This window comes from Phenylobacterium deserti, from assembly GCF_003254705.1.
GTDB lineage: Bacteria > Pseudomonadota > Alphaproteobacteria > Caulobacterales > Caulobacteraceae > Phenylobacterium > Phenylobacterium deserti.
Window position 1 is genome coordinate 284056 of record NZ_QFYR01000002.1, and the last position, 16928, is coordinate 300983.

The window sequence follows — 16928 nt, forward strand, 5'->3', positions numbered from 1 at the left end:
GCACCTGCCGCCAACATGCTTGGAGGGGCCGCGCCCTGTATTTGCCGATCCGGACGCGGTTGACCGAAACGGACGTCACGGAATCTCGCGACCGGCGCGGCCCGGGCCGGCTCACCCGAGAGCCGGGCTGGTCATCGCCCCGTCAGGGCTGGACGACAGGCGGCGCGCGGCAGATCGGGGAGGGCGGGCCGGGTTCGAACCGATCGACTGCAGCGGCGGGGCTCTTGTTCGCGCTCTGCACGAGACCCGCGGGCCAGGCGCAGCTCGCCGCCGCCAGGGCGGCGAGCGCGACCTGTCGGCGGCGGGGGCGCGGCATCTAGCGGGCGAGCTTCGCCGCGGTTTCGGCGATCTTGCGGCCCTGATAGCGGGCGCCGGTGAGCTCGTTGGCGGTGGGCTGGCGGGATCCGTCGCCCCCGGCGATCGTGCTCGCGCCGTAGGGGCTGCCCCCCGTGACCTCATCGAGGGTCATCTGCCCCGCATGGCCGTAGTCGAGACCGACGATCACCATGCCGAAATGCAGGAGGTTGGTGATGATCGAGAACAGGGTCGTTTCCTGGCCGCCATGCTGGGTGGCGGTGGACGTGAAGGCGCCGCCGACCTTTCCGTGGAGCGCCCCGCGGGCCCAGAGGCCGCCGGCCTGGTCCAGGAAGTTGGCCATCTGCGAGGCCATGCGGCCGAAGCGCGTTCCACACCCCACGACGATGGCGTCGTAGTGCTCGAGGTCGGCGACCTGCGCCACCGGGGCGCTCTGATCGAGCTTGTAGTGAGCGGCGGACGCGACCTCCGGCGGCACGAGCTCCGGCACGCGCTTGATGTCGACCTCGGCGCCGGTTTCCCGCGCGCCTTCGGCGACGGCCTCGGCCATCCGTTCAACGTGGCCGTAGGCCGAATAGTAGAGGATCAGGATCTTGGTCATGTTCAGGTCCTTGGCGGCTGACGTGCGTCATCCTGGGGTTTGCGCCGGGTGGGGGATTGAAGCGTTCCGCGCGTTCTTGTGGCGATGGCGGTCAGAACAGCGGGGCTGCGCCGGCCGCCAGATGGACGGCGACCGCCGCGGCCAGGCAGGCGAGGGGGATGGCGATCTTCAGCATGGCGGCCTCGCAGGCGGATGCGCTTGGGAAGTCGCTCCTCCCCCGGGTCGGGGGAGGCGGGGGAGGAGCGACCCTCGGGCGCCGGCTGTGGGGGGCGCGGCGCCCGGAGCCTTCAGAGCCTGCGCCCTGCGACGGCGCCGCGATTGCGCGATCCCGCGCCGGCTTGCGTGGTTCCCCTGCCGCGGCGCCGGCTCAGGCGCAGGCCCGCTGCAGAACGGGGGCGCCCTGGCGGCGCAGCCAGGCGGCCGGCGAGGCGCCGGTGGCGCGCTTGAACACTCGGGTGAAGTGCGCTTGGTCGCTGAACCCGGCCTTCAGCGCGACGACGGCAAGCGGCGTGGCGCGCGCCAGCAGCAACGTCTGGGCGTGTTCGATCCGACGCCGGGTCACATAGGCGAGCGGCGTTTCGCCAAACGAGGCGCGGAAGCGCCGGGTGAAATGGCGGGGGCTGAGCCGCGCGGCGGCGGCGAGCGCCGAGACGGGGATCGGCTCCTGCACATGATCCCGGACATGGGCGGTGACGCGATCGATCTGCCAGCGCGCGAGCCCGCCGGCCGGCGGCGCCTCGACGGGCTCCCCCGCCCGCAGCAGCCGCAGGGCCTGCTCCAGGCAGACCTCGACCACCCGCGCCTGGTCGCTGCGGAAGGCGGCCCGGGCCTGCTCGAGCAGGGTGGCGAGCCCTTCCGGCGCCCCGTCGCCCGCGCTCCGGGCGTCGGCGGTCCGCGACGTGGCAGGCATGGTTCGCTTCCTCCTGCGTCCGCTTGAGCCATGGCGGCGACAGCGTTGTCAGGATGATTGCGGAACCGGCGGCGGAGGGCATCTTCGCCTTGGCATAAGGGGCCTAGACCTTCGTCTAGGGCGGCATGCCCTCAGGTAGGGTCGGGCGCACCCCTCACGCGAGGTGGCCGTCGCCGATCGCCGCGTCCACCGCCTGAAGGAGGGTGCGGGCCTCAAAGGGCTTGCTCAGGAACGAGGCGGCGCCGGCGGCCAGCGCGCGCTGCCGGATCGCGGGGGTGGGAAAGGCGGTCAGCACGATCACGGGAAGCGCCGGCAAGCTGCGCTTGAGCTGGTCCTGCAGGTCCAGGCCGCTGATCCCGGGCATCTGGACATCGGTGATGATGCAGTCGTATCGGACCGCGCCTTCCTCGGCGAGAAAGGCTTCCGCCGTCGGAAACAGCCGGACCCGGCAGCCGGCGGACCGCAGCAGGCTCGACAGGCCGGCGCGGATCGCGGCGTCGTCGTCGATGATGGCAATCAGCGGTGACTTCACAGGACGCTACTCTGGGACAGGGGCAAGCGGAACACCACCGTTGCGCCCTCTTCGGGCGCGCTGGAGACCGAGATCTCGCCGCCGTGCGCTTCGATCACGCTGCGGCAGATGGCCAGACCCATGCCCATGCCGGTCGGCTTGGTCGAGAAGAACGGCTGGAACAGCTGGCCGAGGTGCTCGGCGGGTATGCCGGGACCGGTGTCGGAGACGGCGGTCACCACCTGGTCGCCCTCGGCCCAGGTTCGGACTCGCACCAGCTTTTCCGGGCGGCTCGCGCAGGCCTGGAGCCCGTTGAGGATCAGGTTGACGAGCACCTGTTGCAGCTGGATCGGATCGCCGCGCAGGGGCGCGATCTCGCCGGGGGTCTCGAGACGCAGCTCGCAGCCGTGGCTGCGGGCTTCCCGGTCCAGGATCTGGAGGCTGGACCGGATTAGGGCGGGCAGGTCGATGTCGGCGCGGCGCGGCTCCGAGCGGCTGATGAACGCCCGGGTGCGCTCGATCACCCCTTGCGCGCGCTCGACGTTCTGCAGCACGGCGCGGGCCGCCGACTGGGCCTCCGCGAGATCGGGTTCGGGCCGGACCAGCCAGCGGATGCAGGCGGCGGCGTTGGAGGAGATCGCGGCCAGGGGCGAGTTGACCTCGTGAGCGATGGAGGCGGTCAGCGCCCCCATGGTGGCGATCCGCTGCGCGCGGGCGACCTCCGACTCCGCTTCCGCCAGCCGCGCCTGATCGCGCTTGTATTCGGAAATCTCGACGATGCTCACCATGATGTCGGCGAAGCTCTCGAGGGACTGGGGCAGGGCGGCGGTGACCAGGCAGTCCACCAGCGAGCCGTCCGCCCGGCGAACCTTGCTCTCGGCGATGTAGACGTCGTCGCCCCGGGCGAGCGCCCCCAGCCATCGGCTGAAGGTGAGATAGCTGTGCGGCAGCACGTCGGCGAGGCTGCCCAGCAGTTCGGCCTTGTCGGCCGCCGCCATCAGCTGCACCGTGAAGCGGTTCACGTCGGTGATGCGCACCGCGGCGTGGAGCGCCTTCTTCTCGTCGGGCCGGGCGTCGAAGTAGCCCGGGATGTCCGTGACGCCCGACTGCCGCAGCTCGAGCATCCGGCGCCCCACCGGGGTCCAGTCCTCCCGCCAGATGGAGATGCCGGCCCGGTCATAGATCTCGCTGAACCGCTGGTTGGCGGCCTCCGAGGCGCGCAGCGCCCGCTCGCCGGTCAGCCGCGCATGCACCAGCAGAAGCGCGCAGATGGCGAGCGCGGCGAGGGCCACGAGGTGGGACGCCGCCAGGACGCCGTGCGCCGCCATGGCCGGCCAGGTCACGAGCGCTGCGGCGATGGCGAGGCCGGTCGCCAGCAGCCATGGCGAAGGGCCCGGCGTCTTCTGCGACGGAGACGGCGCGGAGCGCGCCCAGCGCGGGAGATCCGGACTGCGGGCGGCGCCGGCGGGCGACGGCATGGGCGCAGGGGCCGATCCCGAAACCTGGGGATCCAGAGCGCTCAACGATGTTCCCTCCGGGGGAAACCCAGGGTGACGCACCCAAAGTCGAGGCGCGCCGCCCTTTTAGTCACGGCGCAGCCCGCCGACACTCCATACCATGGTATAGTGGCGGGAGCCGCGCGATTGCGCTGCTATCCTGTGGCTGTGATCCGCTGACACGGCCCGCGCGGGCGCTGCGCGCGGCCAGCGGCGTCGCTTTGCACGAGGAGCGATGGGTGCGGGAGGTCTTCAGTCGCTGGCCGGAGGGCGGGTCCGTAACGCCGCCGGAAGACGGCCGCGACGGCCGATATCCGCTTTGGGCGACACGGGACGGCGAGGATCCGCACCAGGGCTATTCGCGAGTCCAGCGCCTGCTGGTGATCGTCGGATCCGCCGCCGCCGCCGCCGGGCTGGTCAGCCTCGGGGTCTGGAGCCAGCCCAGCCTGGGGGTGAACCTGGTGCTCGCGGGCCTGGCCGCCGCCGCGGCCGTTCTGGGCGCCCACCTGCTCCTCGGCCGCGTGCGAGAGCTGCAGCAGCGGCTGCGGGAGAGCGAACGCTGGAACCAGACCCTGTTCGAGCGCAGCGGGGTCGCCCTGTGGCGGGAGGACTGGTCCGCCGTTCGGGACGCGGTGCTGCGGCTGATGGCCTCCGGGGTCCGGGACATGGAGACCTATTTCGCGGCCCATCCCGATGAAGCCCGGGCGCTGCGCAAGCAGGTGATCATCAAGGACGTCAACGCCTACGGGGTGCAACGGATCGGCGCGGCGGACAAGGCGGCGGTGCTGGGGCCCCTCGACAGGATCCTTCCGGACACCGACCACACCTTCGTCCAGTGGCTCGTCGCCTTCGAACGCGGCGAGGCCTACTACCGGTCCGAGACCCACCTGGTGGAGGCGGACGGGCGCGCGGTTGACACCCTGTTCACGGCGGCCCTGCCGAGCGACATGCGTGGGTTCGAGGACATCCTGGTGGTGGACCTCGACATCACCGAGTTCAAGGCCGCGCAGGCGAGGGTGGCCGCGGCGGAACTGGAGATCGCCCGGGCCTCCCGCGTGACCACCATGGGCGCCCTGTCCGCCTCCATCGCGCACGAGGTGAACTCGCCGCTGGCGGCGATCATGTCCCAGGCGGAAGCCAGCCTGCGTTGGCTGGAGCGCGGAGAGCCGGACGTCGCCGAAGCCCAGGCGGCGATCAAGGCGGTGCTGGCGAGCGCGGCGCGGGCCCAGGCGGTGGTGGAGCGCACACGCGCCTTCCTGAGCAACAGCCCGCCCCACGCCGAACCCCAGGACCTGACCGCCACGGCCCGGGAGGCGGTGCTGCTGATCGAGCGCGAGCTGCGCAACCTGGGCGCCTCCGTGCACATCGACGCGGAGGACGGCCTGCCGGCCGGACTGGCCGACCCAGTGCATGTGCAGCAGGTGTTCGTGAACCTGATGCTGAACGCCGCTCAGGCGATGGCCGCCCAGCCGGGGCCCAAGGACCTGGTGGTGACGATCCGCGCGGAAGGCGAGATGCTGCGGGTGGACGTGCGCGACAACGGGCCGGGGATCCCGCCGGGGCAGCTGGGCACGATCTTCGATCCGTTCTATTCGACCAAGCCCGGCGGCATGGGCATGGGGCTTGCGATCTGCAAGACCTGCGTCGGCGCCCAGGGCGGGCGGCTCTGGGTCGCCAGCACGCCCGGGGAGGGCAGCACCTTCTCCTTCACTGTCCCGACGGCCCGGGCGGCCTTGCCGCTGGGAGACGCGGCCGAATGACCGGCGGGGTCGTCTACATCGTCGACGATGACGTGGCTCTGTGCGAGGGGCTCGACGCGCTGATCCGGTCGGTGGGCCTGCGGACCCGCTGCTTCGCCTCGGTGGCGGCGTTCGTCGAAGCCGAGCGGGAGGAGGTCGCCGGCTGCATCGTGCTTGACGTGCGGCTGCCGGGCATGAGCGGCCTGGACTTCCAGTCGAACCTCCAGCGGTTCGACATCCGCCTTCCGGTGATCGTCATCACCGGTTTCGCGGACGTGCCGATGTCGGTGCGCGCCATGAAGGCCGGCGCCGTCGACTTCCTGACCAAGCCGTTCCGGGACCAGGATCTGCTGGACTCCATCGCCATGGCCCTGGCCCGCGACGCGGAAAGACGGGCCGCAGAGGGAAACCTGGCGGAGATCCGCAGCCGCTACGAGACGCTGACGCCGCGGGAACAGCAGGTGATGCGCGAGGTCGTGGCCGGGCGCCTGAACAAGCAGGTGGCGGGCGATCTGCAACTGAGCGAGGTGACGGTGAAGCTCCACCGCGGCTCCTTGATGCGCAAGATGGGCGTGCGCAGCCTAGCCGATCTGGTCCGCTGCGCCGAGCTGCTCAAGCTCGCCTGAACGCGCCGCGGCGCCCTCGGCGAGGGATTCGTTGAGGTACCCCGACGCGCGCAGGCGCTGGACGGTGAACTCGATCAAGGCGGATGCGCGGGATGCGGCGGACGTCCCGGTGAACCCCGATCCAGGCGGTCCGCATCGGCGCCGGCTCAACGGTCGGGATCTCCACCAGCCCGGGCGTCTTCCGCCCGAGGCATTGGGGCAGGATCGCGATGCCTGCGCCGGCAAGGCAGGCCTGCGCCTGGGCTTCGCGGCTGTTGCTGCGCAGCGCGATCCGGGCGTCCGGCGCGAGCCGCGCCAGCCAGGCCGCGTCGGCCTGGCCCCAATGGGCGTCGTCCATCTGGATCAGGGCGTGACCGGCCATGCCGGTGCGGCAGTCGGGCGCGCCGCGGCGGTCCAGATACACCGGCGAGGCGAACAGCCCATGCGGGACGTCGGCCGCCTTGCGCTGGAAGATCTCCCGCTGATCGAAGGGCGCGAAGCTGACGGCGATGTCCGCCTCCCGCCGGGTCAGGCTGAACAGCCGCACGTCGGTGAGCAGTTCGACGGTCACGGCCGGGTGTTCGAGGCTGAACTCCGCGACGATCGGAGCCAGGACACGCGCCGCGAACCATTCGATGGCGGTGACGCGGATGGCCCCGGACAGCCCCGCGTCCCGTCCGGTGATGGCTCGCTCGACGGCCAGCGCCTCGCCCTCCATCCGTTCGATGTTGGCGAGGATGGCGGCGCCCGCCTCCGTCGCGACATAGCCTCTGGGCGTCCGCTCCAGCAGCCGTGCGCCCGTGTCGGCCTCCAGGCTCGCCAGGCGGCGTCCGACAGTGGGTTGGCTGAGCCCCAGCGTCTGCGCCGCGCGGGTCAGGCTTCCGGATTTGGCGACAGCGAGGAAGACCCTCAGGGCGTCCCAGTCCACGGCGCGTCCATACAAATCTGAATAACGACCAGCCAAGACTGGGCACTCACGCTGCAGCTTTCAATGGCCACCTCATCGGACGTCGTCGCACGTCAACGAAAAGGAGGTTTCCATGCGCTCTGCGCTTCTCGCCGCCGCCCTGGCTCTTTCCGCCGCTCCGGCGCTGTCCCAACCGATCGCCTCGCCGAAGGCCGAAACCATCCAGGCCGCCTTCGACATCGTGCGCACCCAGGTCCGCAGCGACGGCGCGGACGTGGTGTTCGAGGTGCAGGTTCGGGGCAAGGCGGGGGAGATCCGCCCGAAGGCGACGGGGCAGTTCGCCGGCAGCGCTGTCTACAGCTACGTCTGGCCGACGTCCCTGGACAGCGCGGCGGTCGGCTTCGAGGCCGGGCAGGGGATCCTCGCCCTGGCGGTGACCTTCCACCCGGACTTCGACGACGCCGCCGGCGGCGGCGTGAACCGGCACGTGTGGCACCCGCACTGGGTGGTGCTGACGCCGGACGAGGCCTGCGGTCCCAAGGCGCTCAAGGTCCGGGACATCCCGCCGGGCGCCAAGCCGAAGGTGCCGCCGACCTGGCCAGGGGTCCCGCTGCTGATCGACAGCCCGACCTATCCCACCGCCTTGCGGACCGACACCGTGACGGTGCGCGTGCCGGCGGAGACCATCGGCGCGGTGCAGGGCGTGAAGTTCGACGGCGTCACATCGGCGCTCAAGGTGAACGCCAATCTGCACGCCCCTCTGCTGTGCATCAGCGACGTCTTCGACGTGGCGTCCGGCGATCTCAGCCTGCCCGGCGTGGTCCGCTGAACGAAGAGGTCGCGTCGGGCGCCCGGCGCGACCGCACCGAGGTTCCCACATGACCGATCCCGCACCGCCGCTTGTCACAACCCGCTGGTTCAATACGCCCGAGACGATCGACCTTGAGCGTCTCCGGGGCCGGGTGGTCGCGCTCTACGCCTTCCAGATGCTCTGCCCCGGCTGCGTCGCTCACGCGCTGCCGCAGGCGATGCGGCTGCGCGAGGCGTTCGGGTCGGACGATCTCGCGGTTCTCGGCCTGCACACCGTGTTCGAGCATCACGCGGCCAACAGCCCTGGGGCCCTGGCGGCGTTCCTGCACGAGTATCGCATCGGCTTGCCGGTGGGACTGGACGCGGCGGCGGCGAGCGGTCCGATCCCCAGAACCATGGCGGCGTACGGGATGCGGGGCACGCCCACGCTGGTGCTGATCGACCGGCGTGGCGACCGCCGGCGCCAGGTGTTCGGCCACCTCCCGGACCTGGCCCTCGGCACCGCTGTGGCCGGGCTGGTGCGCGGGGATCCCGCGGGTGCGGCCGTGCCGGCGACGGCGACGGCAGATACGACGCTGCAAGGCTGCGAGGAGGGGCGCTGTGCCATCCCCGGGGCTTGAGCTGAGAGGCGGGAAGGCGCTGGTCCTGCAGCACGTCCCCCACGAGCATCTTGGCGCGTTTGGACCGGTGCTGGCCCGCCGGGGTTTGTCGGTCGAGGTCCGTTCGGGTCGGGACCTGGCCGCGCCTGCGGTCTTGCCGGAGCTGCTCGTGGTGCTCGGAGGCCCGATGGCCGTATACGAGACCCGGGCCCATCCTTACCTTGCGGAGGAGCTTCGTCTCATCGAGCGGCAGCTGACCGCCGGCCGTCCGGTGCTCGGCCTTTGCCTGGGCGCCCAGTTGATCGCCGCGGCCGCCGGAGCGCGCGTGTTCCCGGGCCCCGGTTTCGAGCTCGGCTTCGCGCCCGTCCAGCTGACCGAGGCGGGGCGGGCGTCTGCGCTCGCCGAACTGGAGGGCGCGGCCGTCCTGCACTGGCATGGCGACACCTACGATCTGCCGCGCGGCGCCGAGCGGCTGGCCTCCACCGCCGCCTATCCGGAGCAGGCCTTCTCGATCGGACGCGCGGCCCTCGGCCTGCAGTTCCACATCGAGGTGGACGGCGGCGAGATCGCCAGCTGGATCGCTCATGGCGCGGCGGAGATGCGCCGCGCGGGCGTCACCCCGGCCACGCTGGAGGCGCAGGCCGCGCGTCATGCGGCAGATGGCCGGGGCCGCCTCGCCGAAGCGGTCCTGGGCCGCTGGCTGGACGAGGCGGTTCTCTGATGGAGCCGTCCTCTCTCGCCGACGCGCTTGCTCGCGTGCGGGCGCGGATGGCGTTGGCCTGCGCGCGAGTGGGCCGTGACCCGGCCGAGGTGCGGCTGCTGCCGATCAGCAAGACCCAAGACCTGCAACGGCTGCGGGAGGCTGTCGCCGCCGATCTCGACGAGTTCGGTGAAAACAAGCCGCAGGAGTTGGCGGCCAAGGCCGAACAGCTGTCCGAGCTGGGCCTGCGATGGGTTGCAGTCGGACGTCTGCAGACCAACAAGGCCGGTCTCGTGGCCGCGCACGCCCACGAGTTCCAGGCCCTGGACTCTCTGCGAGCGGCTGAAGCGCTGCAGCGGCGGCTGGAACGCCTCGGGCGGCGCCTGCGCGTGTACCTTCAGGTCAACACCTCGGCGGAACCAAGCAAGTCCGGCGTGGCTCCCGGTGAAGCCGCGGATCTCGCCCGCAGTCTGCGAGGCTTCGACGCGCTCGAACCGGTGGGCCTGATGACGTTGGCGATCTGGTCCGACGATGAGGCGCAGGTCCGCGCCTGCTTCCGCCGCCTGCGGGACTGCCAGGCGCGGCTGCGGGAGGCGGCGCCGGACGCCGGTCGCTGGGACGAGCTGTCGATGGGCATGTCCGGCGACTTCGAACTCGCCATCGAGGAAGGCGCCACGGTGGTGCGGGTCGGGCAGGCGATCTTCGGTGCACGCGCCCTGCCGCACGCCCACTACTGGCCGGCCGGCTGAGCTTCGGCGGGCGTGGATACGGTCCAAATCGCGCCGCTACGTTCAAGCGGCGCCCCAGGATGTGAGGCACGCTGGTCCAGGAGACTCCGAGCCGAGGTTGGAGTGCGGGAGCCGACGATGAGCCAGTTCGACGACGGCAGGAGGATCTGCTTGTGTTCGGCGCCAGATGGGCGGGACGGCGTTGCATCAGGCCGGTGGCGACCTGGACCCCGTTCATCCGGGGCTGACGGCCCGCCGCAGGGTCTCGACAGGGCGGCGTGAGCTAACGTCCGCGTTGCGACATGCGGGACAGTTGAGGGAAGGGAAGACCCATGAACGCCGTCGTGTTGCTGCCCGTGCTGCTGGTCCTCTTCGCCGGTGGGCTGATCGCCCTTCAGGCGCCCACCAACGTCATGCTCGCGCGCGCCGGGGAGTCCGCCGTTTTGGCCGCGTTGATCTCCTTCGCCGTCGGGACGGCGACCCTGCTGGCCGTCTGGCTGGTAAGCGGCCATCGGTCCGGAGCCGCGTCTCTCGGAGCCTTGCCCTGGTACGCCTGGATGGGCGGCGTCTACGGTGCGGTCTATGTCGCCATCGCCGCCTACGCCGCACCTCGGATCGGCTTGGCGTCGCTGATTACACTCGGCGTCGCCGGTCAGATCATCATGGCCATGTGGTTGGACCACATGGGCGCCCTCGGCCTTGCGCGGCACGCCATCAGTCCCTTCCGGGTGGGCGGCGCCGTGCTCGTGATCCTCGGTGTCGTGCTGGTGCGCCGCGGCTGAGCCTGGCGGCGGAGCCGACCCTTCTGTCCGTTCGAAGTCGCACACATCGCGTCAAACCAACCTCAGCTCCGGGTCCGACGCATGCTGGGTGAAGACGGGGGCTCAACGCGTCGTATCGACCCGCTGCCGGGTCTCCTTCACTTGCTCAACAAGGCTTCCGAACTCGCTCGGGCCTGGCGGCTTTTGATGAGCGACCCGCTCTTCTACGACCCTCAGGCGTCGGCGGGCGGTGTTCAGGTTCCGCCTTAGCCGCACCACGACGTCACACGCGACCTCAGATCCCAAGTTGATGAGGTCGAGACCACGCAGAACGTCGAGATCTGCCTCCAGTTCGTCGCGCCGGTAGGCGAACTGCTTCTGGCTGACCATGCCGTTTCTTACGCCCGTGTCGATCACGCGCAACGTGCGTTCGCGGTGTTGGGCGTGACATTGAGAGCTTCAAGCTGGTCGCGATGCGCCGCGTCAAAGATGCGCTCCGGCTCTGCTGCAAAGCGCGTCCAGCAGCCCTCGCTGTCTGACAAAGAAAGCGCGCTGCCCGGACAAGCGCCCCAGCGCCGCGTCGGCTGACGCTGAGCGTGCGGCGATGTCTAGTCGAAGATGTCGAAGATCGAGCCGCGTTTCCGGCGCCCGCCATAGCCGTACTCGCCGCGTTCGCCGTACTCGCCGCGTTCGCCGTACTCGCCGCGTTCGCCCCGTTCGCCGTATTCGCCGCGCTCTCCGTACCCTGCGCTCCACGGCTGCGGCGGGGGCGGCCGGACCTGGCCGCCCGGGGCGGGCGGCGGCGGGGCGTCCTGGGCGGCCGACGCCATGAGCTTCTCGAGTTCGCCGCGATCCAGCCAGACGCCCCGGCAGGTGGGGCACATGTCGAACTGCACCCCGGCGCGGTCCACCGTCTGCATCGAGCTGTTGTCGTTGGGGCATAGGAGGAGGGGCATCGAGGCTTCCTGGTCTGGGGAGGCCGGACGCCGCGGCGGCTCGAGCCTCACGTGGGAACGTGATGCGTCCGACATCGCTGCGATCGGCGTCGATCTCAGCCAGAGGGGCCCGGCCCGCCGCCCAAAGATGGAAGCTGCAGGGGGCGGCGGCAAGTCGCCCGTTGCGCGGGGCTTGTGGAAGGGCACCCCGGGATCGAGACTGGCTGCGCCGGTCCGCCGCCGGTCCGCCGCCGGTCCGCCGCCGGAGCGCAGAGGAGACGCCGCTTGATCGTTCTGGCCGATGTCCTGAACCGCGAGGAGGTGCTCGCCGTCCGCGCGGGGCTCGCCGCTGCGCCGTTCCGCGAAGGGACAGCCACGGCCGGCGCCGCCGCCGGGCCGGTCAAGCACAATGAACAGGCCCAGCCCGGCGATCCGGGGGTGATCGCCCTGGCCCGGCGCGTGCGGCTCGCGCTCGAGGCCCATGCCGGGGTGCGCACCTTTGCACGGCCGGTCCGCTGGTCCGGGCTGATGTTCTCGCGCTACGGATCCGGGCAGCAGTACGGCCTGCACACCGACAACGCGACCATGTACGGCGGAGATGGCCAATCGCTGCGGAGCGACCTCAGCTTCACGCTCTTCCTGTCGGATCCGGACAGCTATGACGGCGGCGCGCTGGAGGTGCGCGACAGGGCGGCGGATCGGGCGTTCCGACTGGAGGCCGGATCGGCGATCCTCTACCCGACCGGCTGCCTGCATCGCGTGGCCCCGGTGACCCGCGGCGTTCGTCTGGCCTGCGTGGGCTGGATGCAGAGCCGGGTGCGCCGCGCCGACCAGCGCGAGATTCTCTACGACCTTGAGCAGGTCCGGGCGCGGACGGGGGCCGGCGAGGCCGCGCTCCTCCTCGACAAGACCCTCGGCAACCTGCTCCGGATGTGGGGCGAGGACTGATTGGCCGGCCGTGGCGGCTTCAGGCGCCGGTCGTCCCGGCCCGAGGATGATGGTCCAGCACGCGGACGATCTCGAAGCGTTCGCACCACAGCCGCATGTCCGGGGCGAAGTCGCCGTTCCGGGTGAGATTGTCCCGATGGGTCTCGCGCCAGCCGGATAGGCTCTGGTCTGCCTCGCCTTCGTCGGCGGCGGATGCGGCGTCGACGTCGGCGAGCCGCCGCTCGCTCAGCTTGGTGGTGCGCAGCACGAGGCGCGGGCGTCCCGCGCCGTCTTCCGCCACCCGGCTCTTGTCGAGCGAGCGGCCGTAATCGAAACACCAGCACTCCGCCGAAGAGGGCGACCCTGGCGAGCTTTAGCCAAGAAGCGTCCACGAAGCCCGCCTGTAGCTCCCCGGGGAGAGCTGTAAGCGGCGCGAATGCACAACGTTGTCGGGCATCTCGGCGAAGTCCGCTATGGGTCGGTAGCGGACATTGACTTCCGGTCGGACAGCGGACGGTTGCCCGCGCGTCGCCACAGCGGAACGCCCTTCGAGCGGGTGAAATGATGAACGCAATGACCGGCCCCCGCGACGCGCCGTGCGCCGAAGGGGCGTCGGATCCTGCTTGCGAGCGATTCCGCGGCAACATGGACCCCGGAACCCTGCCTTCCTCAGTCCGGCTGGATGCGGACTGTCATTGCGCCGACAAGGCCGCCCGAACGTCCCCGATGGTTCGCCGCCAGCCCTCGGTGGGGTGTTGTCGGAATAATCGGGCGTCAGGATACCAGTCGCTTCGGATCCCGTCATTCCAACGCCAGTCCAAGCCCGCATCCGGCAGGAGCACCCAGACAGGCACTCCCATGGCCCCGGCGAGGTGCGCGACGGAGGTGTCGACCGTCACCACCAGGTCGAGCTTCGCGATCAGGACGGCCGTCTCGATGAAGTCCTGGGCGCCGGTGTCCTCCGGCAGGATGCTACCTCCCATCTGTAGGAGATCAGCGGCCGACTCGGGCGGCAGCGACCGGTTCGCATCATTCGGGTGGGTCAGGCTTCCTCGGGTCGCCACGCCGACTCCGCCGATCTTGGGCGCTGAGAGGCCAATGTACTGCGCTGGCAGAGGGGCGGCGATCCCGAGGCGCAGCGGCAAGGATCCGATGAAGGTCCAGGCGTCGGCTGGCGGCAGCGGTTGATTGACGTAGAAGGGCGTCCAGTCGTCTGCAATCACCCGGAAAAGCCGACTGAGCACCGGATGGCAAGCGACGGTGACGTGCGCCCCCAGCTCCCGGAGCCGGGGCACGTAGCGGGCGAACATCATCTGATCGCCAAACCCCTGCTCGACAACGACCATGATCCGCATTCCGCTCGGGTCGCCACCGCTCCATTCCGGATACTCGACGACGGGGCAGGTGATCCGGGGCCGCATGAACTCGCGCCGCGCCTCCCACAGCGGCCAAGCCGCGCTGTAGCGCCGCTCGGCGAGCAGGCGCAGCGCTTGGGAGAAGGGTGACGGAACGGACGTGGCTGCCGGACGCATGCGCGAGCCATAGCATGACGGCGGCGCATCCATGCATCTGCCGACGGTCGCCCGGCGGCAGGCGAAGTGCTCGGCGAAGCGCTCGGCGAGGGGCTGCGCCGGGACCTGCGTGGCCGCTATCGGCGACCGCGCCCGCGGCTCTACGCCTGTGTTGTTGCCGAGCGCACCATGTTCTAAGCAGCGGGCATGGCGACCGCCGCACAGCTCCACGACCAAGCCACTGAGTGGGAGCGAGCGGGCGACCTCGAAGCGGCGCTACAAGCCTATGTGGCGGCCTCGGAGGCTGACCCTCTAAGCGGCGTCCTCAAGTACAACGCGGGGAACATCCAGCGCCGATTGAAGCGCTTCACGGATGCGCAAAGGTCGTACTCCGAAGCGCTGGCTCTCACGCCCAATCTGCACATGGCGCGGTTCATGCGCGCGACATGCCTTCTGCAGACCGGCGACCTGTTCAACGGCTTCCGGGAGCTAGAGGCGCGGAAGGACTGCCCCGGCTTCGACGATGTTCGCTATGGCCTGCCCAGGCAGTGGGCCGGTGAGCCGATCGCCGACAAGCGCCTGTTCGTCTACCCGGAGTGGTTCCAGGGTGACCTGATGCAATTCGGCCGGTTCGCGCTCCTGGCGCAGATGGCCGGGGCGCGGGTGATTCTGGCTGCACCTCCGCCGATGCATGCGATCCTGCGCACGATGAGCGCCGACATCGAGCTGATCGATGCGGAGGCCGTGCCTGAGCGCTATGACTTCGCATCGGCCTTGATGAGCCTGCCCGCCGGGTTTGGAACACGCTTGGACACCGTTCCACGTGGCGTCTACCTCCACGCGGACCAGCAGAGGATCGAGCGCTGGCGCGCTCACATAGGTTCGGGCGGTCTGAAGATTGGGATCGTCTGGCAGGGGTCTGCGCTTGCTGCAGACCGCTCTGTGCCCCTGTCCGCGATGGAGCCTCTCACGCGTGTGCCGGGTGCTCGCCTGATCAGCCTGCAGAAGGGCGGGGGGTTGGACCAACTCCCGGATCTTCCGCAAGTGGAGACCCTCGGGGACGACTTTGACTCCGGTCCGGATCTCTTCGTCGACACGGCCGCAGCAGCGATGTCCTGTGACGTCGTTGTGTCCGCTGACACCAGCGTCGCCCACCTTGCCGGCGCACTTGGCGTTCGGACGCTTGTGGCGCTTCCCTGGCTTGGCGACTGGCGTTGGCTGGAAGGGCGATCTGATACGCCCTGGTATCCGACCATGGCGCTCTTTCGCCAAGCGACGCCAGGCGATTGGCGCACTGTGTTCGAGCAGATGGCGGACACCCTAGCCGACCCGTCGTGCTGACTCCAACGGCGCCGCGCGTGACCGCCGTTTGCGCCCACCGTCCTCGCGGGGCGGCCCCGGCCTGAAGCTGACGATCCAAGCCGCGCTGCTCAGCGTGGAAGTGGTGGACGCGCGGCCGCGCCTCAGACCGGCGCACCCCCGAGGGCCTTGTAGATCGCCACCACCTCGATGTTGGCGGCGGTCTGTGCGGCCGCCAGGGCGTCCTCCGCCTCGAGCCGCGTCCGCTCGGCGTCGAGCAGCCGAAGGAAGTCCAGGCTGCCTTCCCGGTAGCGGAGGCCCGCCAGCTCGGCGGCCCGGCGGGAGGCCGCCACCTGCTGCGAGAGGCTGACGACCTGGAGCTGCCGCTCCCGGTAGGCGACCAGCGCGTTCTGCAGGTCCTCGACCGCGCGCAGCACCGTCTGGTCGTATTGCGCCAGGCTGGCGTCGTTGCGCGCCTGCGCGGCGCGCAGCCGGGCGCGGGCGCCGCCGAGGTCGAGCCCGGGCCAGGAGACGGCCGGTGAGACCGACCAGGCCTGGGCGCCGCTCCTGAACAGGCTGCCGAGGTCGCCGGACAGGACGCCCACGAAACCGCTGACGCGCACCGCGGGGAATAGCTCGGCTGTGGCGACGCCGGTGCGGGCGGTGGCCGCCGCGAGGCGGCGCTCGGCGGCGCGCACGTCGGGGCGTCGCCGCAGGAAGCTGGAAGCGTCGCCGAGGGCGACAGCCTGGGGCGGCGGGGTGTGGGCCTTGGGCGCCGAGAGCGCGGCGAGGTCCGGGTCCGGGTCGCCGGGGCGCAGCCCCACCAGCACCGCCAACCGGTGGCTGGCCTGGGCTTCCTGCGTCCGGAAGGCGGGGAGGGCGGCCTCGGTGGCGCTGAGGCGGGCGCGGGCGCTTTCCACGTCCACCGGGTCGGCGGCGCCCACCTCGTAGCGGACCTGGGTCAGGCGCAGGGTCTCGCGCTGGGTGCGGGCGTTCTCCTCGGCCACCGCGCGGCGCGCCTGCGCGCCCCGCAGCTGCAGGTAGCTGCGCGCCACCTCGGCGGCGAGGGTCACCCGGGCGTCCTGCAGGTCCGCCTCGGCGGCCCCGACCTCGGCCCGGGCGGCCTCCACCTGCCGCCGGACCCGGCCGAACAGGTCGATCTCCCAGGCCGCGTCGAAGCCGAGCTCCGCCGACTCCAGGTCCACCCGCCCGGCCGTGAAGCCCGGCTGCTGGCCGCGGCTGCGGTTGTAGGCGCCGCCCACCGACACGCGCGGCAGCGGGTCGAGCCGCGTGTCGGCGAACAGGGCGCGCGCCTCCCGCACGCGGGCCAGGGCGATGCGCAGGTCGGTGTTGGAGGCCTGCGCCCGGGTGATCAGCCGGGACAGCTCGGGGTCGCCGAAGGCGCTCCACCAGTCGGCCGGAGCCGGCGCGGCGGTCGTGTGCTCGGGCGGCGACACCAGGGCGACGGGGGGCTCGGTGCGGGCCTCGTAGGTGGGGCCGACGGCGCAGGCCGAGAGGGCGGCCGCCGAAGCTCCGATCAGAAGGGTGCGGATCAGCATCATCTGGGAAGGTCC

Annotated in this window: 19 protein-coding genes; 9 read left to right on the forward strand and 10 right to left on the reverse strand. The window is 71.0% G+C overall.

All coding sequences use genetic code 11. The annotated features are described in order from the left end of the window. Positions 1-316 precede the first annotated feature (316 nt). The 4 genes from wrbA to DJ018_RS11055 form a co-directional block, all read right to left on the reverse strand. Positions 317-916: an NAD(P)H:quinone oxidoreductase gene (wrbA, locus tag DJ018_RS11040; RefSeq protein WP_111515005.1), complete on the reverse strand. Its 600-nt coding sequence runs from the start codon at positions 914-916 to the stop codon at positions 317-319. 367 nt (positions 917-1283) lie between these two features. Further along, complete coding sequence (locus DJ018_RS11045; RefSeq protein ID WP_111515006.1) at positions 1284-1826, reverse strand: helix-turn-helix domain-containing protein; 543 nt, start codon at positions 1824-1826, stop codon at positions 1284-1286. A gap of 154 nt (positions 1827-1980) precedes the next feature. Beyond that, positions 1981-2358 (reverse strand): response regulator transcription factor, encoded by a 378-nt coding sequence (locus DJ018_RS11050; protein WP_111515007.1) that lies wholly within the window; start codon positions 2356-2358, stop codon positions 1981-1983. Then, positions 2355-3815: a sensor histidine kinase gene (locus tag DJ018_RS11055; protein ID WP_133254272.1), complete on the reverse strand. Its 1461-nt coding sequence runs from the start codon at positions 3813-3815 to the stop codon at positions 2355-2357. The genes DJ018_RS11050 and DJ018_RS11055 overlap by 4 nt, the downstream gene beginning before the upstream one ends. Before the next feature lie 257 nt (positions 3816-4072). On the opposite strand from DJ018_RS11055, the gene DJ018_RS11060 reads away from it, so the two are divergent. Beyond that, positions 4073-5593, forward strand: coding sequence for a sensor histidine kinase (locus tag DJ018_RS11060; RefSeq protein ID WP_165842886.1), 1521 nt, complete (start codon positions 4073-4075; stop codon positions 5591-5593). Further along, positions 5590-6198, forward strand: coding sequence for a response regulator transcription factor (locus DJ018_RS11070; RefSeq protein ID WP_111515009.1), 609 nt, complete (start codon positions 5590-5592; stop codon positions 6196-6198). Before DJ018_RS11060 ends, DJ018_RS11070 begins: the two co-directional genes overlap by 4 nt. Here DJ018_RS11070 and DJ018_RS11075 read toward each other — a convergent pair. Further along, a complete protein-coding gene (locus DJ018_RS11075; RefSeq protein WP_111515298.1) occupies positions 6185-7105 on the reverse strand; it encodes a LysR family transcriptional regulator in 921 nt (306 codons plus the stop codon). The genes DJ018_RS11070 and DJ018_RS11075 overlap by 14 nt on opposite strands. A 112-nt stretch (positions 7106-7217) precedes the next feature. Here DJ018_RS11075 and DJ018_RS11080 point away from each other — a divergent pair, with 112 nt between their 5' ends. From DJ018_RS11080 to DJ018_RS11100, 5 genes are all read left to right on the forward strand, one after another. After that, complete coding sequence (locus DJ018_RS11080) at positions 7218-7913, forward strand: hypothetical protein (RefSeq protein WP_165842887.1); 696 nt, start codon at positions 7218-7220, stop codon at positions 7911-7913. 49 nt (positions 7914-7962) lie between these two features. Beyond that, positions 7963-8514: a thioredoxin domain-containing protein gene (locus DJ018_RS11085; RefSeq protein WP_111515010.1), complete on the forward strand. Its 552-nt coding sequence runs from the start codon at positions 7963-7965 to the stop codon at positions 8512-8514. Further along, positions 8495-9214, forward strand: a complete 720-nt coding sequence (locus DJ018_RS11090) for a glutamine amidotransferase (protein ID WP_165842888.1) — start codon at positions 8495-8497, stop codon at positions 9212-9214. The genes DJ018_RS11085 and DJ018_RS11090 overlap by 20 nt, the downstream gene beginning before the upstream one ends. Then, on the forward strand, positions 9214-9942 hold the full coding sequence (locus tag DJ018_RS11095; protein ID WP_111515012.1) for a YggS family pyridoxal phosphate-dependent enzyme: 729 nt from the start codon (positions 9214-9216) through the stop codon (positions 9940-9942). The genes DJ018_RS11090 and DJ018_RS11095 overlap by 1 nt, the downstream gene beginning before the upstream one ends. A gap of 311 nt (positions 9943-10253) precedes the next feature. Next, a complete protein-coding gene (locus DJ018_RS11100; RefSeq protein ID WP_111515013.1) occupies positions 10254-10703 on the forward strand; it encodes a DMT family transporter in 450 nt (149 codons plus the stop codon). Positions 10704-10805: 102 nt separating this feature from the next. Here DJ018_RS11100 and DJ018_RS11105 read toward each other — a convergent pair whose 3' ends face one another. After that, positions 10806-11105 carry a hypothetical protein gene (locus DJ018_RS11105; RefSeq protein WP_133254274.1) on the reverse strand — a complete coding sequence of 100 codons (300 nt, stop codon included), beginning with the start codon at positions 11103-11105 and terminating at the stop codon, positions 10806-10808. A 185-nt stretch (positions 11106-11290) separates the two neighbouring features. Then, the gene (locus tag DJ018_RS11110; RefSeq protein WP_111515015.1) at positions 11291-11638 is read right to left on the reverse strand and encodes a TFIIB-type zinc ribbon-containing protein; all 348 of its coding nucleotides are present in this window, start codon (positions 11636-11638) and stop codon (positions 11291-11293) included. Between the two features lie 264 nt (positions 11639-11902). On the opposite strand from DJ018_RS11110, the gene DJ018_RS11115 reads away from it, so the two are divergent. Then, positions 11903-12565, forward strand: a complete 663-nt coding sequence (locus DJ018_RS11115; protein WP_111515016.1) for a Fe2+-dependent dioxygenase — start codon at positions 11903-11905, stop codon at positions 12563-12565. A 19-nt stretch (positions 12566-12584) separates the two neighbouring features. Here the strand turns inward: DJ018_RS11115 and DJ018_RS11120 are convergent, their stop codons facing one another. Together DJ018_RS11120 and DJ018_RS11125 are read right to left on the reverse strand one after the other, a co-directional pair. After that, positions 12585-12845, reverse strand: coding sequence for an ASCH domain-containing protein (locus tag DJ018_RS11120; protein ID WP_111515017.1), 261 nt, complete (start codon positions 12843-12845; stop codon positions 12585-12587). A 391-nt stretch (positions 12846-13236) separates the two neighbouring features. Then, positions 13237-14076: a glycosyltransferase family 9 protein gene (locus DJ018_RS11125; protein ID WP_165842889.1), complete on the reverse strand. Its 840-nt coding sequence runs from the start codon at positions 14074-14076 to the stop codon at positions 13237-13239. Positions 14077-14262: 186 nt separating this feature from the next. On the opposite strand from DJ018_RS11125, the gene DJ018_RS11130 reads away from it, so the two are divergent. After that, positions 14263-15396 carry a tetratricopeptide repeat-containing glycosyltransferase family protein gene (locus tag DJ018_RS11130; protein WP_111515019.1) on the forward strand — a complete coding sequence of 378 codons (1134 nt, stop codon included), beginning with the start codon at positions 14263-14265 and terminating at the stop codon, positions 15394-15396. 122 nt (positions 15397-15518) lie between these two features. Here DJ018_RS11130 and DJ018_RS11135 read toward each other — a convergent pair whose 3' ends face one another. After that, positions 15519-16916, reverse strand: a complete 1398-nt coding sequence (locus DJ018_RS11135; RefSeq protein ID WP_111515020.1) for an efflux transporter outer membrane subunit — start codon at positions 16914-16916, stop codon at positions 15519-15521. Between the last annotated feature and the right edge of the window lie 12 nt (positions 16917-16928).

Excerpts from the sequence above, each read along its gene's own strand:
- DJ018_RS11130 (WP_111515019.1), top strand. The coding sequence starts at position 14,263 with ATGGCGACCGCCGCACAGCTCCACGACCAAGCCACTGAGTGGGAGCGA.
- DJ018_RS11045 (WP_111515006.1), bottom strand. The coding sequence starts at position 1,826 with ATGCCTGCCACGTCGCGGACCGCCGACGCCCGGAGCGCGGGCGACGGG.
- DJ018_RS11085 (WP_111515010.1), top strand. The coding sequence starts at position 7,963 with ATGACCGATCCCGCACCGCCGCTTGTCACAACCCGCTGGTTCAATACG.
- wrbA (WP_111515005.1), bottom strand. The coding sequence starts at position 916 with ATGACCAAGATCCTGATCCTCTACTATTCGGCCTACGGCCACGTTGAA.
- DJ018_RS11110 (WP_111515015.1), bottom strand. The coding sequence starts at position 11,638 with ATGCCCCTCCTCCTATGCCCCAACGACAACAGCTCGATGCAGACGGTG.
- DJ018_RS11070 (WP_111515009.1), top strand. The coding sequence starts at position 5,590 with ATGACCGGCGGGGTCGTCTACATCGTCGACGATGACGTGGCTCTGTGC.
- DJ018_RS11135 (WP_111515020.1), bottom strand. The coding sequence starts at position 16,916 with ATGATGCTGATCCGCACCCTTCTGATCGGAGCTTCGGCGGCCGCCCTC.
- DJ018_RS11100 (WP_111515013.1), top strand. The coding sequence starts at position 10,254 with ATGAACGCCGTCGTGTTGCTGCCCGTGCTGCTGGTCCTCTTCGCCGGT.
- DJ018_RS11125 (WP_165842889.1), bottom strand. The coding sequence starts at position 14,076 with ATGCGTCCGGCAGCCACGTCCGTTCCGTCACCCTTCTCCCAAGCGCTG.
- DJ018_RS11095 (WP_111515012.1), top strand. The coding sequence starts at position 9,214 with ATGGAGCCGTCCTCTCTCGCCGACGCGCTTGCTCGCGTGCGGGCGCGG.
- DJ018_RS11055 (WP_133254272.1), bottom strand. The coding sequence starts at position 3,815 with ATGCCGTCGCCCGCCGGCGCCGCCCGCAGTCCGGATCTCCCGCGCTGG.
- DJ018_RS11080 (WP_165842887.1), top strand. The coding sequence starts at position 7,218 with ATGCGCTCTGCGCTTCTCGCCGCCGCCCTGGCTCTTTCCGCCGCTCCG.